This window comes from Ruegeria sp. BJ5 (genome assembly GCF_056537865.1).
Window position 1 is genome coordinate 422,977 of sequence record NZ_JBQFSH010000003.1, and the last position, 18,476, is coordinate 441,452.

Annotated in this window: 18 protein-coding genes; 4 read left to right on the top strand and 14 right to left on the bottom strand. The window is 62.1% G+C overall.

The window, feature by feature from the left end; genetic code table 11:
* Positions 1-71: 71 nt before the first annotated feature.
* Positions 72-494 carry a hypothetical protein gene (locus ACR0NY_RS12805; protein ID WP_170340791.1) on the top strand — a complete coding sequence of 141 codons (423 nt, stop codon included), beginning with the start codon at positions 72-74 and terminating at the stop codon, positions 492-494.
* 52 nt (positions 495-546) lie between these two features.
* Here ACR0NY_RS12805 and ACR0NY_RS12810 read toward each other — a convergent pair whose 3' ends face one another.
* The 5 genes from ACR0NY_RS12810 to ACR0NY_RS12830 all read right to left on the bottom strand — a co-directional run bounded on the left by ACR0NY_RS12810 (position 547) and on the right by ACR0NY_RS12830 (position 6,872).
* Positions 547-2,466: a DUF3604 domain-containing protein gene (locus tag ACR0NY_RS12810; RefSeq protein WP_170369024.1), complete on the bottom strand. Its 1,920-nt coding sequence runs from the start codon at positions 2,464-2,466 to the stop codon at positions 547-549.
* Positions 2,467-2,628: 162 nt separating this feature from the next.
* Positions 2,629-4,722 carry an acyltransferase family protein gene (locus ACR0NY_RS12815; RefSeq protein ID WP_302478021.1) on the bottom strand — a complete coding sequence of 698 codons (2,094 nt, stop codon included), beginning with the start codon at positions 4,720-4,722 and terminating at the stop codon, positions 2,629-2,631.
* A 144-nt stretch (positions 4,723-4,866) separates the two neighbouring features.
* On the bottom strand, positions 4,867-5,178 hold the full coding sequence (locus ACR0NY_RS12820; RefSeq protein WP_170340785.1) for a P-II family nitrogen regulator: 312 nt from the start codon (positions 5,176-5,178) through the stop codon (positions 4,867-4,869).
* Between the two features lie 4 nt (positions 5,179-5,182).
* Positions 5,183-6,160 (bottom strand): sodium-dependent bicarbonate transport family permease, encoded by a 978-nt coding sequence (locus tag ACR0NY_RS12825; RefSeq protein ID WP_170340783.1) that lies wholly within the window; start codon positions 6,158-6,160, stop codon positions 5,183-5,185.
* 61 nt (positions 6,161-6,221) lie between these two features.
* On the bottom strand, positions 6,222-6,872 hold the full coding sequence (locus tag ACR0NY_RS12830) for a carbonic anhydrase (protein WP_093963954.1): 651 nt from the start codon (positions 6,870-6,872) through the stop codon (positions 6,222-6,224).
* 142 nt (positions 6,873-7,014) lie between these two features.
* On the opposite strand from ACR0NY_RS12830, the gene ACR0NY_RS12835 reads away from it, so the two are divergent.
* From ACR0NY_RS12835 to ACR0NY_RS12845, 3 genes are all read left to right on the top strand, one after another.
* Complete coding sequence (locus tag ACR0NY_RS12835; protein ID WP_170340773.1) at positions 7,015-7,404, top strand: hypothetical protein; 390 nt, start codon at positions 7,015-7,017, stop codon at positions 7,402-7,404.
* A 61-nt stretch (positions 7,405-7,465) separates the two neighbouring features.
* Positions 7,466-8,848, top strand: coding sequence for a leucyl aminopeptidase family protein (locus tag ACR0NY_RS12840; protein ID WP_170369022.1), 1,383 nt, complete (start codon positions 7,466-7,468; stop codon positions 8,846-8,848).
* Positions 8,845-9,582 carry a C40 family peptidase gene (locus ACR0NY_RS12845; protein WP_170340770.1) on the top strand — a complete coding sequence of 246 codons (738 nt, stop codon included), beginning with the start codon at positions 8,845-8,847 and terminating at the stop codon, positions 9,580-9,582. The genes ACR0NY_RS12840 and ACR0NY_RS12845 overlap by 4 nt, the downstream gene beginning before the upstream one ends.
* On the opposite strand, the gene ACR0NY_RS12850 is transcribed toward ACR0NY_RS12845, so the two are convergent.
* From ACR0NY_RS12850 to ACR0NY_RS12890, 9 genes are all read right to left on the bottom strand, one after another.
* Complete coding sequence (locus ACR0NY_RS12850) at positions 9,579-9,929, bottom strand: DUF2794 domain-containing protein (RefSeq protein WP_093963950.1); 351 nt, start codon at positions 9,927-9,929, stop codon at positions 9,579-9,581. The two genes, ACR0NY_RS12845 and ACR0NY_RS12850, sit on opposite strands and share 4 nt — an antisense overlap.
* A gap of 73 nt (positions 9,930-10,002) precedes the next feature.
* Positions 10,003-11,670, bottom strand: a complete 1,668-nt coding sequence (locus ACR0NY_RS12855; protein ID WP_093963949.1) for an ABC transporter permease — start codon at positions 11,668-11,670, stop codon at positions 10,003-10,005.
* A 114-nt stretch (positions 11,671-11,784) separates the two neighbouring features.
* Positions 11,785-13,002 (bottom strand): phenylacetate--CoA ligase family protein, encoded by a 1,218-nt coding sequence (locus ACR0NY_RS12860; RefSeq protein WP_170340769.1) that lies wholly within the window; start codon positions 13,000-13,002, stop codon positions 11,785-11,787.
* 19 nt (positions 13,003-13,021) lie between these two features.
* Complete coding sequence (locus ACR0NY_RS12865) at positions 13,022-13,855, bottom strand: ABC transporter ATP-binding protein (RefSeq protein ID WP_093963948.1); 834 nt, start codon at positions 13,853-13,855, stop codon at positions 13,022-13,024.
* 84 nt (positions 13,856-13,939) lie between these two features.
* Positions 13,940-15,223: an ABC transporter substrate-binding protein gene (locus tag ACR0NY_RS12870; protein ID WP_093963947.1), complete on the bottom strand. Its 1,284-nt coding sequence runs from the start codon at positions 15,221-15,223 to the stop codon at positions 13,940-13,942.
* Positions 15,224-15,294: 71 nt separating this feature from the next.
* Positions 15,295-16,371 carry a branched-chain amino acid ABC transporter permease gene (locus tag ACR0NY_RS12875; protein WP_005979938.1) on the bottom strand — a complete coding sequence of 359 codons (1,077 nt, stop codon included), beginning with the start codon at positions 16,369-16,371 and terminating at the stop codon, positions 15,295-15,297.
* A gap of 3 nt (positions 16,372-16,374) precedes the next feature.
* On the bottom strand, positions 16,375-16,632 hold the full coding sequence (locus ACR0NY_RS12880; protein WP_170340767.1) for a hypothetical protein: 258 nt from the start codon (positions 16,630-16,632) through the stop codon (positions 16,375-16,377).
* A 3-nt stretch (positions 16,633-16,635) separates the two neighbouring features.
* Positions 16,636-17,622 carry a branched-chain amino acid ABC transporter permease gene (locus ACR0NY_RS12885; protein ID WP_170340766.1) on the bottom strand — a complete coding sequence of 329 codons (987 nt, stop codon included), beginning with the start codon at positions 17,620-17,622 and terminating at the stop codon, positions 16,636-16,638.
* A 29-nt stretch (positions 17,623-17,651) separates the two neighbouring features.
* Positions 17,652-18,473 (bottom strand): ABC transporter ATP-binding protein, encoded by an 822-nt coding sequence (locus ACR0NY_RS12890; protein WP_093963943.1) that lies wholly within the window; start codon positions 18,471-18,473, stop codon positions 17,652-17,654.
* Positions 18,474-18,476: the final 3 nt, after the last annotated feature.

Consider the following 18,476-nt stretch of genomic DNA (forward strand, 5'->3'; position numbering starts at 1 on the left):
ACACGCCTTTTTTCGGCAAACCCAGCTTTCAACGCCCCGTGCGGCTCATCGAATATTCAAAGGAGACCGTTATGACCAGATTGCCCATCTTTTTTCTGACCACCGCAGCAATATTTGCCGTTTTGGGCATGTTATGGGGTATCCAGATGTCCGCCAGCCATGATCACACGCTGTCTCCGGCACATGGCCACCTGAACCTGATCGGGTTCGTTGCGCTGGCAGTGTTCGGATTCTACTACGCTCTGACCCCCGAGGCGGCGCGCAGCGGTCTGGCGAAACTCCACTATGGGCTGTCCGTGGCAACGGTGCTGGTGCTCGTCCCCGGAATCGTGCTGGCAATCACCGAAAGGGGCGAAACCCTTGCCCAGATCGGATCGCTTCTGGCAGTTCTGACCATGGTCCTGTTCGTGTTCATCCTGCTGCGCCACGGTTTCGGAGCGACAGACGCGGACAACCGCAGGCCGGTGGCCGGCAACCCCAACCCAGCCGAATGAACAAGACCGCCCCGCCTGCGCGAGGCGGGGCTTCGCTTCACGGAACGACCGTTTATCCCGGGGTGTACCAGATCGGCGACGTATAGGCCCGTTCGGTCGTGATCATCGGAACATAGTCCGGCATCTCGATCCCGAACCGTTTGGCCTCGTAGGCGGTCCAGCGGGGGGTCGGGATCTCGATCACGCGGGCATAGTAGAACGCAGACAGGTTGGGATCGAAATCCGGATCCTGCCACGTGGTGATCAACTCACTTGCTCCGATAGTGTTGGTCCAGGTGGCGTTTTCGACGTCGACGGTGTTGCCGACTTCGGGCAGTTTGCCGTTCTCGTCCATCTGGCGATCGCCGGCCCAGACGACGTTGTAGACTTTCTCCTGCAAGGCCCCGTCGGCATCGACCCAGCCCTTGACGATCTGAATGCGATCCAGGTTGCCGGAAATCGGGTCCTTCAATGCAAAAACAAGGAAGTTCGGAGCCCGCCCATCGGGAGACGCCTGCAGGTTGCCCCCCATCGGTACGCCTTTTTTGTAGCCGGCATCCGCAGGAACACGGCTTGCGGCATCCTCATCGGTGAAGTCATAGCCGCCAAAAAACCGAACCCCCATACGCGACCCCGTGGTCGCGTAGGTCTCCCTGCGCTGCATCGCGTCAAAGATCGCCTCGCGGGTGTTTTCCGTCGCCCAGACCGCACCCAGTCCACCAGCGGCCTGTTTCCAGCCATAGATCGACAGCTCTGGATCGGGTGCTTCGATTACCAGGTGTTCCCAACGGTTCGGCCCGGGCTCGACACCGGAGTGTTTGCCGAAAAAGTTGTCTTCCTGGGCCGTTGCCATACCGGTATGCGAATCCGTCGCGCCGACCATCCCGAACTTGAACGGGTTCACACCCAGCTCCTGTTCGATCTTGAGCCCGCGCTTCAAAGCCTCGCGCGCGTATTCACCGGCCAGCATCTCGGGTTGCTTCAACTCGGTTCCGTTCAGATTGGCCGCGTCCCATGTGTCGAAATCTGCGAACTCGTCATCGGGGCTGAGGAACGGATGCGCCTCACCGTCACCCTTGATCTGCGTCGGTTCGTACAGCGGCTCGAACCGGGCGCGCAGGCTTGCGATCTCCTGAGTCAGCGCGGATCCATCGTAGGCGTTCAGAGAGAACATCCGCCCGTTCGACAGGTTGCCGTTATGCGCGATGGCCAGGACCTCTCCGCCTGTCCGTTCCTCGTATTCGGCCAGAAAGGCCCACAGGTCCTCGGGGTTCTTGCTGTCATATTGCGAGAACGGGCGGGTCTGGTTGGCCCGGTCGCGCCCATCGCGGAACAGCACGTTCCGGTGCAGGTTGTTGGCGCCCTCGGTGGTGTATTCATAGCCGATGATGGCTGAAAAGACCCCCGGCTCGTTGAAGCTATCGGCAAGCGCCGTGTACGCCTCCCACGCATGCTTGATGGCCTTGGGGTTGTCGATGGGCGGGACGTCATCCGACAACGAGGCGACGATCTCCATTGCCGTGTCAAACGCAAGCTGGCTGTCACCCGCCGTCAGCGCCTCGTACCAGGCCTTGCCCTGGGGTGTCGCCAGAACCTCGGCGTCTCCGGCCAGCAGTTGCGGCATCAGCCCGTACATCTCGGCATGGTCCGAGACGACCAGCCAGTCGAGCGGACGGGACAGCTTGGCCCGAAGGCCATGGGTTGTCGTGACCTCTTCGCCGCGGGCAAAGCGAAATGCCTGTTCCTGGGTCAGCCGGGTCATCGTGCCGGCGTCAACCGAAACCGAAGTATGCAGATGCGAGTCTCCCCACAGCGGCCGCTGGGGAAAGTTCCGCCCCGCATAGGGTGAGAAATCATCAGGCGCCAATACGACGTCGGTGCTGCCCTGCTCGGTCTGGAACTCCTGCGCGGACACGGATGTGGCGGTCAGCGCGGCCAGACAGGCCAACGTCCACAAAGGTCGTTGTGAAACGGTTGCGAAAGACTTGGTCATGAAATCCCTCCCAGGTGTGTCATTTCCATTCTGTTGGTTCCGGAAATGACGGGAGCCTATCACGGATTTGGATATTCGAATAAAATTACCTGATGACGTAACCCGAACCTCGCGCTGCAGTACCGCGGCGCGCGGGCGGCAGACCAATGCAGGGCTGAGGAATCACTCCCCGCTCTGGGCTAGGTCGGCGTTCTGTTGAAACTGGCCACAGGGACGGTCATTCGCAGGGGTCACCGTGGCGCCAGAGTTGGCTGGCACGTTAGGTTCGTCCCCGAACAGAAACCATCCACCGGTACGGCATCCAAGTTCGCGCGAGCCTTCTTTTGAGAGATGGCGACCGTCACGATAGTATGCCGTCGAGCCGTCGCTGGCGCGGCACATGCCATCGGCATCGCAGAGTATCCGATCCAGCCAGACGACTTTGTGACGGCCCTCGAGCTGGTGCAGCATCTCACCAACCTCAAGAAGCTCCGGCTGTATGTCCGCGAACGGATAGTCGCACAGATGCGGGTCAGCGCCTCGGAGTTCGGCATTCACCACGCAATAGCCCAGGTTTTGGCCATTCGAGGGGGGCGGAGACACGACGATCGGGGTTTTACCGGCAGACACAAGCCGTTCGAGCGTTTTTTCCAGGTTCCGCAGAACCGTGCTCTGCGGGCCTTCGGGGTCCGTTGCGCCGTCAACGGCAGCGAGGCCGCCCGGCTCGAACAGGTAGTAGAACGGCGATGAGACGATGACATAGTCAATGCTGTCGGTCGAAGTGACATAATCCAGCACCCGGTCGCTGAAATCCAGACAGGCCTGCGGGGATTCTCCGGTCCGGCCGCGATCGGCAAAGGCGATACCGGCGATCGGCGCGCAGAGCGACTTGGTCAGCTGGACGACCCCAAGCTCGGGGTAGGCCGTGGTCAGGCCGACCACCAGATGCATGGCGAAACTGTCCCCCCAAACCGCAACCTTGGGGGACTCGGAAGTCGCGCAGCTGTCAGGCACCGGCATTCGACCGTTGCACGCATTGCTCAAACCCCGGTTCGGAGCCAGGCTTTCGGTCAGTCTCGGCAGATCGATATTGCGCAGCGCCTTACGATCGGGCGCGCCATCGGTTGCGAAGATCGCCACCCCGACCGAGAACACCAAAGCCGATATCGCGGCGCTTCCGATGAAGATCCCCCGGCGGCTGAATAGACCTTCCCTATGACGACGAAAGGGTTGCTCGACGAAGCGCCATGTCAAGGCTGACAGCACAAAGGCCAGCACGACAAGGCTGGCGATGGTCAGCGGTGTTGGCGCCGGAACACTCCGGATCTTGGCAAAGACCAACAACGGGTAGTGCCACAAGTAAAGGCTGTAGCTGATCAGGCCGATCCAGACCATGATCCGCGACGACAACAGCGCCCCTATCGGGTCTCGGTGGCTGGCGAAAAGGATGACCAGAACGGTTCCCAGAACGGGCACGACCGTCAGGAATGACGGGTGCGGCGTGTACCGGTCAAACATCACGTAAGACACCAGCAGCCCGACCATGCCCAGCATTGGCAGCACCGTCGAGAACCGCCCCTTGTCCTGCCGCGGAACGAAGGCGCATATCGCGCCGGCCAAAAGCTCCCACGCGCGGGTATAGATCAGGTAGAACCCTGCCCTGGGTTCGTTTTCCGATGTCCACTGCGCCAGCAACAGACTGGCCAAAAGCATCACCGACAGGCCAATGATGCAGGTCCGGGTCCCTCTTCGAAACAGAAACAGCAGCAGCAGCGGAAACAGCAGGTAGAACTGTTCTTCCACCGCAAGGCTCCAGGTGTGGAGGAGCGGATGCATGTCGAATTCATCCGCGAAATAGTCCTTGTTCCGGAAGAAGAAGACGTTCGACAGGAATACCGCGACGGATGACAGGCTTCGCGAATAGACCCTGAGATCGGCCGGCAGCATCCAGATCCACGCCAGGCAGGTCGTCACGGCAAGAACCACGAAAAGGGCCGGAAGAATCCGCCTGGCTCGCCTTTCGTAGAAATCGACGATGGACAACTGTCCGCGTTGAATATCCCCGATCAGAAGCGAGGTGATCAAGTAGCCGCTGATGACGAAAAAGACATCAACACCCAGAAACCCGCCGGACAGCCATGACAATCCGGCGTGGTAGAAGACCACTGGCAACACAGCTATTGCCCGAAGGCCGTCAATTTCCCTTCTGTAGGCGATGCTCAAAACGGCCAACCTCAAGATGCTGGCTGAAATGCTAGCGCCCGTCCCGGTTGCCATCAACGATGTTTGTCAGTCAGCCGGCTCTGAAGGAAAATGTGTGGTTTTGCGAACAGGGATTTGCCTGTTCGCTCCGCACATCGTGCATGGGTCCACGCCATGACTCCCGAGGTTAGGCGCGCATCGGATCCCAAGCGCGCCGGGTCAGAAACGCTCGGCCCGCAGAACCTGGCAGTCGGTGACGCTTACAACCCCGATATGGCGATCAAGCACGGGAAGAATCGCGCTCAGCAGCCCGTCCAAGCGATCGGGGCGAATGATGCAGATGACCTGAACCATCCCGCTGGCGCGGCTGACCTGGCCAGAACGGCTCCATTCACCCGATCGTCCCGATCCGCCGAGCACCGGCAGGATCGTGAACCCGGTCACACCTTGATCGACCAGAGCATCCGTCAGACGGGATTTCACGATGGCTTCGATGGTGATCTCGACCCGTTTGGCCTCATGTGTCTGCATCGTCTTATCCTCCGGTAACGGCCCGGGCGACCGAGACGTAGATCGGCAGGCCCAGCGCCAGGTTGAATGGGAATGTGACGCCCAAAGACAGGGTCAGATAGATGGACGGGTTCGCCTCGGGCACGGCCACGCGCATCGCCGCAGGAACCGCGATGTACGAGGCGGAGGCGCCCAACACCATCAGCAACACCGCTCCACCGGTGGACAGACCCAACAGGAGCGCGGCCACCAACCCGGCACCAGCCCCGATCAGCGGCATCAGCACGCCGAAGCCAAGCAGACCCATCGTGATCAGCCCGCGCCCGGCACGCAACCCGCGCCCCGCGACGATACCCATGTCCAGCAGGAACAGGCACAGGACACCCTTGAACGGTGCGACCACGAAGCTGCTGATTTCGGCCAGACCGTCCTCGCCCGTGATCCAGCCGATTGCAAACGACCCGACAAGCAGAACGATCGAACCATTGAGGGCAATCTCGCGCCAGAGGTCCGAGTCCATCCGGCGGGCTCCGCCGCCGCGGGAGATCAGCCACAGAGCGGACAAGATCGCCGGCGCTTCCATCGCCGCCGCAACAGCCACCATGTAGCCCTCGTACATCAGGCCCTGACTTTCCAGAACCGACGTACCGGCCACAAATGTGACGATCGAGATTGAGCCGTAATGCGCTGCGACCGCTCCGGCGTTGACATGGTCCAGGTTTGTCAGCACCCGCAACAGGCCAAACGCCACCAGCGGCAGCAGTGCGGACAGAATGACACCTGCAATGAGGGACAAGCCAAGCGTGGCGTCGATCCCGTGTGCGGCAACACTGACCCCACCCTTGAAGCCGATCGCAAACAGCAGATAGATCGACATCGCCTTGGCGATGGCCTCGGGAATGGTCAGGTCAGATCGGGCCAATGCCGCTGACAGACCAAGCACAAAACTGAGAATGATCGGCGAGACCAGATTGTCGGCCGCCAGAGACAACAGGTTTTCCATACAGTCACCGCACCCTAATTGAACTAGCGTTCAATTAGGGTGCGTTTCTCCGATTTAAAGACTAAACCGGCAGGAATTTTTTTCCTGACGGATCATAATACTCCAGACCACCTTCGCCGATGTCGGTCCACAAGCCGTGCAGCGATATCGAGCCGTTCTGTACGGCTTCGGCCACGAACGGGAAGGTCATCAGGTTTTCGAGCGACGCGACAACCGCCTGACGCTCGAACTGGCGCGCCTGTTCGGCGGGGTCCTCGACATCGGAGACCAGATCGAATTTCGGTTTGAGGATGTCCATCCAGCGTCCGACAAAGCTCTCTTTGGCTTCCAGTTGCGGCGCTTCGCCTTTGCACATGTCGATACAGCCCTGCACCCCGCCGCATTGCGAATGCCCCAGTACGATCAGATGCGCCACTTTCAATGCCGTCACTGCATATTCGATAGTTGCACTGGTGCCGTGGCGCTCGCCGTCCGGTTCGTAGGGCGGCACCAGGTTGGCAATATTGCGGTGGATAAAAAACTCGCCCTGGTCGGCCCCGAAAATCGAGGTGACATGGACCCGGCTGTCACAGCAGGAAATCACCATCGCACGCGGACGCTGACCCTCGGTCGCCAGCCGGCGGTACCAGGCCTGGTTCTCGGAATAGGACGTGGCTTTCCAACCGTGGTACCGTTTTACCAGATAGCTCGGCAGAGGTTTGGCGTGGTGCATCGCGTTTTCCCAAATTTGCAGTTCGACCGCCGATCTAACGCAAGTTCGAACAAAATTCGAGACATTATCCCGATTGGCCGCAAGGAATTGCAAAGGTCTTTTGTGACAGGTTCGCAGATGCCGTGGGGGCAGAAAGATTGGGGTGAATGAGGTGGACAAGATCGTCACGCTTGAACAGAAGGAATCCGTGCGGCTGGATCCGGACCGGCTGAACGGGCTGTATCGGCAATTGGGTGACACGAACGCGGTCGACGTTCTGTGCCGAACGGTCGAGGAACTGGCAGTACGCCTGTCGAATTGTGAACGGCTCTGGCGTCAACGTGACTGGGCGGGGCTGCGGAAATGCGCCAAGTCTCTGGTCGCGATATCCGAACAGGTCGGCATGACGGCGCTGGCCCGGGTCGCCGGCGACGTGGCCCGGACGGTAGATGCCGGCGATGCGGTGGCGACCGGAGCTACGCTCAGCCGACTGATCCGGGTGGGCGAGCGGTCGCTGACCGCTGTATGGGATCAACAGGATCTTTCGATATGACGGGTTGCGGGCGAACAACAGGCGGCTAGTGTAGGCGTCACCAGAACAGTCCGAGGCGCCCATGTCCCTGTCTTTTGCACCTTCCGATGCCCCTGCCATTGATCTGCATGTTCTTGCGCAGGACGGGCTCGAGCCATGGCTGAAGTCTCAGCCCGATCAGACACAGGCCTGGGTGGCCGCGAACGGATTCACCGGCGCAATCGGGCAGGTTCTGCTGGTTCCCAGACCGACGGGCGCGCCGCAATTCGCGCTGGCAGGCTATGGAACAGACACCCGGCGCGCTCGGGTACGCTTTCCGCTTGCCGCCGCCGCCGAGGTTCTGCCCGAGGGCACTTACCGGATTGCGTCCGGTTTGCCGACTGACAGAGCCGAAATCGAAGCCCTGGGCTGGTTGCTGACCGGGTACAGTTTCGTCCGATATGCCGAACAGTCCGGCGCAAAAGCCCGATTGGTCGCGCCGGACGGTGTGAATGCTCCGCGGGTTGAGATCATGGCCAATGCCGAAGCTCTCACCCGTGACCTGGTCAACACTCCGACGGCCGACATGGGACCTCAGGCCCTGCAAGACGCCGTTGAAACGCTGGCGCAGGAGTACGGAGCTCGTTGTGCCGTCACCATTGGCGACACCTTGTTGGAACAGAACTTTCCCATGATCCACGCGGTAGGTCGGGCCGCTGAACAGGCTCCGCGCCTGATCGAGATGACCTGGGGCACAAGCGGTCCGAAGCTAACCTTGGTCGGCAAGGGCGTCTGCTTTGACACCGGCGGACTGAACCTGAAGCCGGGTGCCTCGATGGGGTTGATGAAAAAGGACATGGGCGGCGCGGCGAACGTGCTGGGACTGGCGCGCATGATCATGGCGCTGGACCTGCCGCTGCAATTGCGGGTGCTGATCCCCGCGGTGGAAAACGCGGTGGCGGGCAACGCGTTCCGGCCGGGTGACATCCTGACCTCGCGCAAGGGCCTGACGGTCGAGATCAACAATACCGATGCCGAAGGGCGTCTGGTGCTGGCCGACGCGCTGGCGCTGGCGGATGAGGGCGCGCCGGATCTGGTGATCTCAATGGCGACGCTGACCGGCGCGGCGCGGGTGGCGGTGGGGGCGGATCTGGCCCCGTTCTACACCGATGACGATGCCGCCGCGCAGGCTTTGGCACAGGCCGCTGTTCAGGCGGCTGACCCGGTCTGGCGGATGCCGTTCCACACGCCCTATGAGACGTTGATCGAGCCGGGCATCGCCGATCTCGACAACGCGCCGGCGGGCGGGTTCGCGGGGTCGATCACCGCGGCGCTGTTCCTGCGGCGGTTCGTGGAAAACAGCCGGTACATGCATTTCGACATCTACTCCTGGCAAAAGGCCAAAGAGCCCGGCCGCAGCAAAGGCGGGTTGGGGCAAGGGCCGCGCGCCCTGCTGACCGCCCTGCCCAGGATGCTGGGCCTGTGACCCGCGCGCGCATCATCCGCCCTGTCGTGGACCTGCTGCGCAGTCCGAAGGGCCCGCGCGACCGTCAGCTGCTGTATGGCGACGGCCTTGACATCACCGAACAGTCCGGCGGCTGGTGCCGGGTGGTTTCCGACAAGGATGGGTATCAAGGCTGGCTGCGCGCGGACCAGCTGGGCCCAGACGTCCCGGCCACGCATTGGATCTGGGCCCCGGCGACCCATGCCTATGCGCAACCCGACATCAAAAGCCCCGACCGGGTCAGCCTGAGCTTTGGCAGCCGGGTCGTGGTGTTGTCGCAGCAGGACCGCTTTGTCGAGACCGAGCTTGGGTTCATCCCCGCAGTGCATGTCAAACCGGTCGGAACCCTACTGAACGACCCGGTGGCCGTGGCCGAACTGTTTCTGGGCACCCCCTATCTTTGGGGCGGCAACAGCCGGTGGGGGCTGGATTGTTCAGGCCTGATTCAGGCCGGGCTGCTGGCCTGCGGCGTTGCCTGCCCCGGCGACAGCGGCGACCAGGAGCGGGAGCTTGGCACCGCACTGCCCCAAGGTACCCCGACGCAGCGTGGCGATCTGTTGTTCTGGAAAGGCCATGTGGCTTGGGTGTCTGGCGACAACATGCTGCTGCATGCCAATGCCCATCACATGGCGGTGGTATTTGAACCGATGGATCAGGCCATTGCCCGGATCGAAGCCCAGGGCGACGGGCCGGTCACGGCGCACAAGCGGCTCTAATCCGGGTCGACCGAGCGGATCAGCTTGCGTTCCAGTACCCGCAGGACGGCGCGCAGGTCGTGCCCGCGTTTCAGGATGCGCCCGTCCATGCCCACCACCGAATACATCCCCTGCTTTGAACGCAGCCGGGGGTGTTTTTCAACACGATAGATCGGGTGCTCGGCCGTACGTCGGAAGATCGAGAATATGGCAACGTCGCGCAGATTTGATATTCCGTAGTCACGCCATTCTCCGGCGGCGACCATCCGTCCATAGACGGAAAGAATCTGTGACATCTCTTGCCGGTTGAAGGCCACCGGCATCTGGACCGGGCTTGCAGGGTTCCGGCTGGGAGGCTGCATGTTCATGACTTCAGCCTTGCCGGAAAATGCGATCAGATCAAGCCTGTCACGACATGGTGTGGTATTTTTGAACCGCCCGTCAGTGCCGGCGCCCGACCTGGCGGCAGATCAGGATCACCGGCAGCAGGCCCACGGCCAAGATCACCAGCGACGGAACGGCAGCGCCCTCCAACCGTTCGTCCGAGGCCAGCCGGTAGGCCTGAACCGCCAGCGTGTCAAAGTTGAAGGGCCGCATGATCAGCGTGGCCGGCAGTTCCTTCATCACGTCCACGAATACGATCAGCAGCGCCGTCAGCAGCGAGGGCGTGAGGATCGGCAGATGCACCCGACGCAACGTGCCCAATGGCGTCTGCCCCAGCGAGCGGGCAGCGGCATCCATATTTGCATGAACGGTGCTCTGACCGCTTTCATAAGCGCTGAGCGCGGCCGCGAGGAAGCGCACCATGTAGGCCGCCACCAACAACCAGATCGAGCCGGTGACCAGCAACCCGGTCGACACGCCGAAGGTCTGCCGCATCCAGGCGTCCAGCGCATTGTCGAACCCGGCAAAAGGCACGATCAGCCCCACCGCGATCACGCCGCCTGGCACGGCATAGCCCAACCGCGCCGCATAAGCCGCCATGGCCGAACCGCGCCCGGGTCTCAGCCGTTGGAAGAAACCGACGCAGACCGCCGCGCAGACGGTGATCACCGCCGCCGTTCCTGCCAGAGTCAGAGAGTTCCGAATGAACCCGAGATAGCGGGCCGAAAGCAGGTTCTGCTCGGACTCCAATCCCATCTGAGTCAGCACGATCACCGGAAGTAGAAAGCCGAACAAAACCGGAATGGCGCATAAAACCCATGCCGCCACAGCCTGCCAGCCGCTCAGCTGTGCAGCGGGCAATGCCGCGTGGCGTTTGCCGGGTTGGTAGTATTTGGCCTTGCCGCGCTGGGTGCGCTCGGTCACGGCCATCACCAGCGCAAAGGCCAGAAGGCACAGCGCCAGCTGCGCCGCCGCCGCGCGGTCGGCCATCGAAAACCAGCTGGTGTAGATGCCGGTGGCAAAGGTCTGAACCCCGAAATAGGCGACCGTACCGAAATCAGCGATGGTCTCCATCACCGCCAGTAGAACACCGCCGGCAATCGCGGGCCGCGCCATCGGCAGCGATACCCGCCAAAAGGCCGACCACGGGCTGCTGCCCAGCGCCCGCGCCGCCAGAAAAGCGGTGGCACTTTGCTGCAGAAAGGCCGCGCGCGCCAACAGATAGACATAGGGGTACAGCACCAGGATCAGCATCACCGCCGCGCCCTCGGTCGAGCGGATCTCGGGGAACCAATAGTCGCGCGGGCCCCAGCCGGTCACCTGGCGCAGCGTGGTCTGAACGATGCCGGGATGATCGAGGATGAAGGTATAGGCATAGGCCAGCACATAGGCCGGAAAGGCCAGCGGCAGCACCAATGCCACCTCGAACAGGCGTACGCCGGGAAAACGGGTCATGGTGACCAGCCACGCGGCCCCGACCCCGATGGCGAAAGTCCCCACCGAAACCAATGAGACCAGGATCAGCGTGGTGGCCGCATAGCCGGGCAGGACCGTGTCCAGCAGATGCCGGATCGTGTCAGTGCCGCCGGTGACGGCCGCCAGCACCACGGCGACCATCGGCAACAGGCAGGCTGCTGCAACCAGATAGGCCAAGGCCCCGACGAACCGGGTGCCCAAGGCCCCACGGTTGCGCGATCCATGTTCTGAGAATTCGATCTGGGCCATGGCCTCGGGTCGGCAAAGGTTGCGGTTCCCCTTTAATCGACCAAAAAACTCGGAAACGCCAGTGGGCAGGCACAGGATTCTGCGGCGCATTTGGCCGCAGAACCCCGGGCCGGATCAGTCGTAGACGCGCTGATCCTCGATCACCAGCCCGTCCTTGGGCAGCGTGCCGGGTGGCACCACCTGAACGGTGCCCTTCAGCTTGAGAACCTCGACCACCGACTTGGCATAGGTGCCGTCATCGCCGCCGGGGCTTTCGATCTGCACGGTCATCGTGTCCATCTCGCCCTGCCGGGCAGCGATGACGCGGGCCTTGACGATCTCGTCATGCTTGGCGACCAGCGCGGCCACCTGTTCGGGGCGCACGAACATGCCCTTGATCTTGGTGGTCTGATCGGCGCGCCCCATCCAGCCCTTGATGCGGAGGTTGGTGCGGCCACAGGGCGACTGCCCGGGCAGCACCGCCGACAGATCACCGGTGGCAAAGCGGATCAGCGGATAGTCGGGGTTGAGGGAGGTCACCACGACCTCGCCGACCTCGCCTTCCGCCACCGGTGTTCCGGTGCCGGGGGTCACGATTTCGACGATGACATGCTCGTCGATGATCATGCCCTCCATCGCGGCGCTTTCATAGGCGATGTTACCCAGATCGGCCGTGGCATAGCATTGCAGGCAGGAAATTCCGCGATCGGCATAGGCCTGGCGCAGGCTGGGGAACAGTGCCCCGCCGCCCACGACCGCCTTCGAGAAGTTCAGAGCGACGCCCATCTCGTCGGCCTTGTCCAGGATCACCTTCAGGTAATCGGGCGTGCCGGCATAGGCGGTGCAGCCCACGTCGCGCGCGGCGGTGACCTGAAGTTCGGTCTGGCCGGTGCCCGCGGGCAGCACGGCGGCGCCCACGGCACGCGCGCCGTTTTCAAAGATCATGCCCGCGGGTGTCAGGTGATAGCCAAAACAGTTCTGCACGATATCGCCCAGGCCCACGCCCGCCGCATGCAGGAACCGGCCCATGCGCCACCAGTCGTGATCGACCCCGCCGGGTTCATAGATCGGCCCCGGCGACTGGAACACATGGGCAAAGCCATGGGCGGGTTTGACGGTAAATCCGCCAAAGGGCGGGTGCTGACCCTGCGCCTTGGTCAGGTCGGACTTGCGCAGAACCGGCAGCCTGGGCAGATCCGCGATGGTCTGGACCGCGTCCAGATCGACATCGGCGAAATGGGCCGCGAACCCGGGCGCGGATTTCGCCCGCGCCAGCTGTTCGCGCAGACCGGCCGATTGCTCGGCGGCGCGCTGATCGGCCGAACGGGTTTCCAGAGCATCGTAGAATGTCATCGCCAGATCCTCCATCCGCTCACAGCCACCTTTTGCGGCGACGATAGGACCGCACATCGCGGAAACTCTTGCGGCCTTCGTCGGACATGCCGAGGTAGAATTCCTTGACGTCCGGGTTCTCGCGCAGTTCGGCGGCAGGGCCGTCCATCACCACGCGCCCAGATTCCAGAATATATCCGTAATGGGCAAAGCGCAGCGCCACGTTGGTGTTCTGTTCGGCCAACAGGAAGGACACACCTTCCTGTTCGTTCAGGTCCTTCACGATGGTGAAGATCTCCTCGACCAGCTGCGGTGCGAGGCCCATCGAGGGCTCGTCCAGCAGGATCGTCTCCGGGCGGCTCATCAGCGCGCGGCCCATGGCGACCATCTGCTGTTCCCCGCCCGAGGTATAGCCTGCCTGTGACCGACGCCGCTCTTTCAAGCGGGGGAAATAGTTGTAGACCAGTTCAAGATCCTGCTGGATGGCGGCCTTGCCGTCCTTGCGGGTATAGGCCCCGGTCAGCAGGTTTTCCTCGACGGTCAAATGTTCGAAACAGTGGCGGCCTTCCATCACCTGGATGACGCCCTTCTGCACCAGGTCGGCCGGGTCGCGCTCGTGCACGTTCTGGCCGCGATACTTGATCGAGCCCTTGGTGACCTCGCCGCGTTCGGAATGCAGCAGGTTCGACACCGCCTTGAGCGTCGTCGTCTTGCCGGCCCCGTTGCCGCCCAGCAGCGCGGTGATCCCGCCCTTGGGCACGGTCAGGCTGACGCCTTTCAGCACGAGGATCACATGGTTGTAGATCACCTCGATATTGTTGACCTCAAGCAGGGTTTCCGCCTGCACGTCAGTGGTTTGTGCCGCATCCAGCATCAGCGCGTGTCCTCATGCCTGCCCCATTTCGGGGCTTGTCCGGTTCGGGACGGCGGTCAGCCGCCGTCCCGGTGTTCGTGCCGCTTAGTTGCAGCCCGGTTCGATGTTGTTTTCAGCCGCGTATGCGCTCGAGTCTTCCTCGATCAGCGGGCCGATCACGTCCGTATCGGTAGCCTTGAACTCCGAGATCAGAGTCCAGGTCTTGCTGTCTGCATCCCACTGGGTCACGCCCACAAGGGCATCCCCGCCGTGGTTTTCACAGCTGACCGAGAAGGTCGGACCAAAGTTCGGCAGGCCCAGTTCGGCCATCTTCGCTTCGGTCATCTCAAGCGCTTCCATACCGTCGCGCATGTCGCCCGAGGTGATGTCAGCCTTGCCCGAGATTTCCTGTGCCTTCTTTGCGGCCTCAGCGGCCAGCATCGCAGCATAGAGACCGCGGTTGTACAGGACCGTACCGACCTGATCGCCAGCACCGGCGGCCTTGCCAGCGTCGATGACGTATTTCTGCAGGTCGTCATACAGCGGATAGTCCGAGCCGACGTTGTGGAAGGTCAGCGCCTTGTAACCATCCGCGGCCGCACCGGCGGGCATCACGTCATGCTCAGCGCCCGACCACCAGATGCCGATGAAGTTTTCCATCGGGAACCGGATGTTCGCGGCTTCCTGGATGGCCACCTGGTTCATCACGCCCCAGCCCCACATCAGGACATAGTCGGGACGATCGCGGCGGATCTGCAGCCACTGCGATTTCTGCTCCTGGCCCGGGTGATCGACCGGCAGGGCCACCAGTTCGTAGCCGTGCTTCTTGGACAGCTCTTCCAGCGTACGGATCGGCTCCTTGCCGTAGGCCGAGTTGTGGTAGACCAGCGCGATCTTCTTGCCGCTCAGATCACCGCCGTTTTCCTCGAGCAGATAGTTGATCGCACCCGACGCACCGTCCCAGTAGTTGGCCGGATAGTTGAACGTGTGGCTGAACACCTTGCCGTTCTTGGCCGAGGTGCGGCCATATCCCATCGTGTGCATCGGGATGTCGTCAGCGGTGGTTTTCGGGATCAGCTGATAGGTGATGCCGGTCGACAGCGGCTGATACACCAGTGCACCTTCGCCCTTGGTCGATTCATAACATTCGACACCCTTCTCGGTGTTGTAACCGGTTTCGCACTCGATGACGTTGGCCGGAACACCACCGATGCCGCCGTCCCGCTCATTGAGCAGAGTGAAATAGTCCGCGTAGCCATCCGCGAAGGGGATGCCGCCCGCGGCGTAAGGCCCGGTGCGGTAGCTGAGCGACGGGAACACGAGGTCGGCCATTGCCGGCCCCGCGGCCATCAGCGCACCCAGCGCCATGGTTGCCAGTTTCTTGTTCATCGGGTGTCTCCTCCCTTGGTTTATCCGATGTTGGTTCGGGCTTTGCGCCCCCTTCTTGATTGGGCCGGTCCCTAGTGCGGGAAAGGCCAGAGTCTCAGTTTCTCCTTGGCGACGCGCCACAGCTGCGCCAGACCGTGCGGTTCTAGGATCAGGAACAGGATGATCAGCCCGCCCACGATCACCAGCTGCAGATGCGCCACGATGTCGGTGGGCCAGCCCAGCATGTCCGCGCCCACGACCTTGAGCACCACCGGCAGCAGGACCAGGAAGGCCGCGCCGGCAAAGGATCCGAAGATCGAGCCCAGCCCGCCGATGATGACCATGAACAGCACCAGGAAGGATTTCTGGATGCCGAAGGCCTCGCCCACCTCGACCGCGCCCAGGTAGATGGCGAAGAATAGCGCGCCTGACACGCCCACGAAGAACGAGCTGACGGCAAAGGCGCTGAGCTTGGCGCGCAGCGGGTTCACACCGATGATTTCCGCGGCGATGTCCATGTCGCGGATTGCCATCCAGGTGCGCCCGGTGGTGCCGCGGGTCAGGTTGCGGGCGATGATCGCGCAGGCGGTCAGGAAGATCAGGCAGAACAGATAGGTCGCCCAGGCCGGCGCGTTGGGGCCGGTGATGATGATGCCGAACACGTCGCGCTCGGGCGCGTTGATCTGCCCCGAGGCAGAATAGTTGTAGAACCACGGCACCCGGTTGAACAGCCACACCAGGAAGAACTGCGCCGCCAGCGTCGCCACCGCCAGGTAGAACCCCTTGATCCGCAGGCTGGGCAGGCCGAACAGCACGCCCACGATGGCGGTGATGCCGCCGGCCAGGATCACATGGATGAACATCGAAACGTCGGGAAAGGCGGTCATCAGCTTGTAGCAGGCATAGGCGCCCACGGCCATGAAACCCCCGGTGCCCAAGGAAACCTGCCCGCAATAGCCCACAAGAATGTTCAGCCCGATCGCCGCAATCGCATAGATCAGGAAGGGCAGCAGCAGCGCGTTGGCCCAATAGTCGTTGATGATGAACGGGATGATCCCGAACGCCACGGCCAGCACCACATAGTAGCGATACCGGTCGAACTTGATCGGGAAAGTCTGATTGTCGTCCCTGTAGGAGGTCTTGAAGTCTCCGGCCTCACGATAGAACATGTCTTACTTTCCCCATTGTTCCTGCGCCCGGTTGCGGGCTTCGGCGTCCAGTTGGTTGGACCGTTTGGCATATCCGCTCGCCTCCGAGGCGCGCACCAGTTTCATGTAGGCCAGAACACCCATCACCAGCCCGGCAAAGGCCAAAAGCGCGGCCACGGTCAGCTGATTGGCGGTCAGATCGTTCGAGGTCAGGGCGATGTACCCAAAGGCCCAGAACCCCGCCCACGCGATCACGTTGATGATGGCGATCAGCTTGGTCATGGCCTACACCCTCTCGATGATCTTCTCGCCGAACAGGCCCTGCGGCCGGAACACCAGGAAGATCAGCGCCAGCACATAGGCAAACCAGTTCTCGGTCGCGCCGCCTACCAGCGGGCCCACGGCGAACTCGAACAGCTTCTCGCCCACGCCGATGATCAGCCCGCCGACGATGGCGCCGGGGATCGAGGTGAACCCGCCCAGCATCAGAACCGGCAGCGCCTTGAGCGCGATCAGCGACAGCGAGAACTGCACGCCCGACTTGGTGCCCCACATGATGCCCGCGACCAGCGCCACGAACCCGGCCACCGACCAGACCATGATCCAGATGAAGTTCAGCGAGATACCGACCGACAGCGCGGCCTGATGGTCGTCAGCCACGGCCCGCATGGCGCGGCCCTGCTTGGTGTACTGGCTGAACGCGACCAGTGCCGCCACCAGAAGCGCCGCGATGACCGTCGCCACTATGTCCAGATTGTCGATGAAGAAGCCGTAGCCGAATATGTTGTAGGTGGTCTCGTCGATCCACAGGTTGATGCCTTGCGGCAGACCCACGTCCAGCGTCTTGATCTCGGATCCCCACATCAGGTCAGCCACGCCTTCCAGGAAATAGGCCAGGCCGATCGTAGCCATGAACAGGATGATCGGCTCCTGTCCCACGAGGTGGCGCATGACAAAGCGTTGCACCGCCCAGGCCAGCAGGACCATCACGCCCATCGTCAGCAGAATGGCTAGCAGCGCGGGCACGTTCCAGCCGAAGTAATGAATATGCGTACCGAAGATCGCGTTGATCAGATGGGAGAACGGCACTTGCCCGTTCATGATCCCCACCAGCGTCATCGCCGCAAACAGGGCCATAACCCCCTGGGCATAATTGAAGATCCCCGACGCCTTGTAGATCAGCACAAAGCCCAGCGCGACCAGCGCATACAGCACCCCGGCCATGAGGCCGTTCAGAAAGACCTCCATCGCGAAAATCAACTGATCAGGCATCTGCGCCTCCCCTCAATTCTGTGCGGTGCTCAGTCATGGCTGACCCCCAGATAGGCGTCGATGACTTCCTGGTTGTTGCGCACCTCGTCGGGCGTGCCGTCCCCGATCTTCTTGCCGTAATCCATCACGACCACACGGTCGCTTAGGTCCATCACCACGCCCATGTCATGCTCGATCAGGGCGATGGTCGTGCCGAATTCGTCGTTCACGTCCAGGATAAAGCGGCTCATGTCCTCTTTTTCCTCGACGTTCATGCCGGCCATCGGCTCGTCCAGCAGCAGCAGCTTGGGTTCGGCGGCCAACGCACGGGCCAGTTCGACGCGTTTCTTCAGGCCATAGGGCAGGCGCGCCACCGGCGTCTTGCGGATGTGCTGGATTTCCAGAAAGTCGATGATCTTCTCGACCGCCTCGCGGTTTTCCACCTCTTCCGCCTCGGCCTTGCCGCGCCAGATCGCCTGCTGCAGGATGTTGGTCTTCATGAAATTCAGGCGGCCGGTCATCACGTTGTCCAGAACGCTCATGCCTTCGAACAGGGCGATGTTCTGAAAGGTCCGCGCGATGCCCTGGCGGGCCACTTCATAGGGTTTCATCTGCGGGCGTTTCGCCCCGTGGAACCAGACCTCGCCTTCCTGCGGAATGTAGAAGCCGGAAATCACGTTCAGCATCGAGGACTTGCCCGCGCCGTTCGGACCGATGATCGCGCGGATCTCGCCCTGGCGGATGTCGAACGAGATATCCTTAATCGCCACCACGCCGCCGAATCGCAGGGTGATGTTTTTCATCTCCATCACCACGCCGCCGATCTTGCGGCCATCCTCGGTGACATATCCGTCGTCGGATGCATCCAGCATCGT